This is a genomic window from Magnetococcales bacterium (genome assembly GCA_015231925.1).
Lineage (GTDB): Bacteria > Pseudomonadota > Magnetococcia > Magnetococcales > JADGAQ01 > JADGAQ01.
Window position 1 is genome coordinate 1 of record JADGAQ010000309.1, and the last position, 3147, is coordinate 3147.

Below are 3147 nucleotides of genomic sequence, written 5' to 3' on the forward strand. Positions count from 1 at the left end.
GGGGCTCCGCCCCGAACCCCGCCGGGGGGGATAATCCCCCCCGGACCCCCGTATTCTCAAAACAACCGGCTCAACTCGTGCATGCGCGACAAACACCGTCTGAAAGCAAACGCCGCCGGACCCTCAACACACGACTCCTCCGGGTCGCACTCCCCATATACCTGCAGCGGAACGCGATGCTCGTAAAGCAGATCCACCAACACGATGAAACGCATCACCATATCCGGCGATTCGGGATGAAAATGAACCATGCCCGACAGAATCACCGCACGGGACTGCCCGCACAGCTCCAGAAATTCCGCCCGCCCCAAATGCCGCGCACATAAATCCGCCATGGAAAACCAATGCACCCCGTTGGCCGCCCCCAACGCCGGAACCTGGGCATGACGCAAGGCAATGACCACACTCCGCGCCTCCTCCCCCGCCAACTGCCGATACAGCTCCTGCGGCGTCTCCGCATGCCGCAACAACCCCTCGGGCCGCCGCCGCCAGTCCTGGCCCTCGCTCACCTCCACCACCTCCACATTGGCCGTGAGCTTGTCGATGAACGGCATGAAACTGGCCCGATTGAACCCATCCTGATACAAATGCTGCGGCGCCCAGTTGCTGGTGGCGCACAATACCACCCCACACTGGAACAACGCCTCCAGCAACCGCCCCAACAACATGCCGTCGGCAATGGTGGTGACGAAAAATTCATCGAAACAAAGCAGCCGTACCTCCGCCGCCAGCTCGCTGGCCACATGCCACATCAAATCCCGATTGCCCGGCGGCCTCGCCTTGAACAGAATCTGCTGCAACTCCTCCATGAAGGGATGAAAATGAACCCGCCGCTTCTTGTCCGTGCCAACCGCATCGAACAAAAGCTGCATCAACATCGACTTGCCCCGCCCTACCGGACCATGCAGATAAAGCCCACGAGGCCGCTCCAACCCCTCCGTCGCGGGACGCCATACCTCCACCCCCCGGAATAGCTGCCGGCAAACCGGAGCCTCCAGCGCCGCCGCAGTCCGGTCCAGCCAGGGCAGCGCCGCCAGTTGCAAAGCGTCCGCCTTCAGACGACCCTCCGCAACCGCTTGCTGAAACAACCGGCTCGGCGCGATCCTTCCCGATGACTCCTCCCCAGGGGAGAGCGTGGCAGTTACCATCATGTTGAAATAGGCCTTATTTCACAAAAAATTGATGTGTATTTTGTGCCGCACAAAATGTAACAGAAGTGTGACTGTTCGGAAAGCAAAAAATCCAATTTGGTGATTAATTTGTATTATCGGTTAGCGCGCCGTCAACGCCGGGATGCCGGGAGCATCTCATGGACGTTTTGGCACATGAGGGCCAGGAAGAGGATCAGGGCGAGGTAATAGAAGGCGTATTCGAGGCGCACGCCCAGGGAGGCGGCGTAATAGACCTGATTTTCGGGGGCGTCGGGGTTGTATCGCCAGGCTTTGACAACCTGGGGGAAGGAGATCAGGGCCATGAAAAGGAGCAGCGGGTTGGCATGGACGATGAAGATTCCGAGGAGGAGGGGAAAGCCGATCAGCCAGAGGCGCGGGGAGAGGACGGCGGTGATGCGACCTCCGTCGAAGGGGTGCAGGGGGATGAGGTTGAAGAGGTTGAGGACGAAGCCGGAGTAGGAGCAGGCCAGAAGCAGGGAGCTGTCGGTGAGGCGGGCCAGGTAGTAGCAGGCGAGGGCGGCGATAGTGCCGAGGAGAGGTCCGGCGAGACCGATCCAGGCTTCGGTCTGTGCATCGCGGGGTTGCTCCTTCAACTCGATCCAGGCCCCGACGAAGGGCAGGAAGGTGGGGAGGCCGACGTTGAGCCCTTGTTGGCGGGCCGCCAGGAAGTGGCCCGTTTCGTGGAGCAGAAGCAGGCCGACGAAGCCGACGCCGTAGCCCCAGCCGTAGAGCAGGGCGTAGGTGAACACCGAAAGCAGCATGGAGCCCCCGGAAAGGAGGATTTGATTCAGTTTGAGGCCGGTCAGCAGCAGAGTCAGGGTTTTCACGGCTACTCCTCCGTGGTGGCCGTTTTCTTGCGGCGCAGCCAGGCCCCCGACACGGCGGCGAGACCGGCTGCGGCGAGGAAGATGACCTTGCCGAACTTGGCGAGGAAGGCGGCGATGAGGGCGAAGAGGCCGAATTTCTTGGCGGCGGCGCCGACCACCAGCGCAGCCAGACCGAATTCAGCAACCCGGTCGGTGGAGGCGTTGAAGTCGGTGTAGGCTTTACCGGGATTGAAGCTTGTCTGGTCCAGTAGATTCCAAACCACGGCTTTGTCTTTGGCAATCTGCTTGATGTCGCTAATCAGATTGAGGTGGATAAACCCTTCGCGTCCCAGGGCGTAGGTGCTGTAGTTGATGCCGGAAACGGAATCGGGGGGATCGTCCTCGGAACGGGCCTCCATCGATCAGACCAGGCGATGGTTTTCGGCATCGTAGCTGGGTTTCTCCACCCATCCGATGACGTGCAACCCCGGAATTCCTTTGGCGCGCCGCCGTTCGTTGGCGGCCTCGGTGCCCTTTTTCAGAGACTCGAACAACTCCTCGACATTCCACTCCTTGGCGTCGTCGTCCTTGATGTAGCCGGAGTTTTCGTATTGGAGAATCACCGTCCAGTCGTTGTTTTCATTCGGAGCGATAAGACCGAGAAGGTTGGAGTTGGGGGTATTGCCATAGGCTCGCATCAACTTGGCCGCCGTGGCATCCGGTATGAAGTGCTGGCCGGAAGGCAGATGCAGAACGGCCTGATCCCGCAAGGCGATATCGGCGGGCCCCCGGACGGCAACGCGACTCATCTCCTGGTCGATACTCTCCAGTTCCCGTATCACCTCGGGGGAGAGTTCGGCGAAGGCGGAAGCGGAGAAAGCCAGCAATATCGTCAATAATCGCAAAATGAACATGAGATCTCCTGTAAATATCGATTGTCCGGGAAATGGGGCAGATTTGCGGTCTGATTATTAAATAGTAAACAGTAAAAGGGTAACACAGGCAAAAAAGTGGCGTCAAGTATGGTCATTCCTGAAAATCGGTCGATGGTCAGCCGTATCCGGTCTCCGTAAGCCTGTCGGGGCAAGGCCCCCGAAACAGAGCCCTGAACCCGTCTCATTCCGTTTCTGTTTCATTTTTGCATTATTGCAGGGGTCTGGGGACCATCA

Annotated in this window: 4 protein-coding genes; all 4 read right to left on the reverse strand. The window is 59.3% G+C overall.

The features are described from left to right. Window positions 1-56 precede the first annotated feature (56 nt). A complete protein-coding gene (gene zapE, locus HQL56_19180) occupies window positions 57-1151 on the reverse strand; it encodes a cell division protein ZapE (protein ID MBF0311640.1) in 1095 nt (364 codons plus the stop codon). A gap of 131 nt (window positions 1152-1282) precedes the next feature. Next, a complete protein-coding gene (locus HQL56_19185) occupies window positions 1283-1999 on the reverse strand; it encodes a site-2 protease family protein (GenBank protein MBF0311641.1) in 717 nt (238 codons plus the stop codon). A gap of 2 nt (window positions 2000-2001) precedes the next feature. Further along, window positions 2002-2397 carry a DUF2167 domain-containing protein gene (locus tag HQL56_19190; protein ID MBF0311642.1) on the reverse strand — a complete coding sequence of 132 codons (396 nt, stop codon included), beginning with the start codon at window positions 2395-2397 and terminating at the stop codon, window positions 2002-2004. Between the two features lie 3 nt (window positions 2398-2400). After that, on the reverse strand, window positions 2401-2892 hold the full coding sequence (locus HQL56_19195) for a DUF2167 domain-containing protein (GenBank protein ID MBF0311643.1): 492 nt from the start codon (window positions 2890-2892) through the stop codon (window positions 2401-2403). Window positions 2893-3147: the final 255 nt, after the last annotated feature.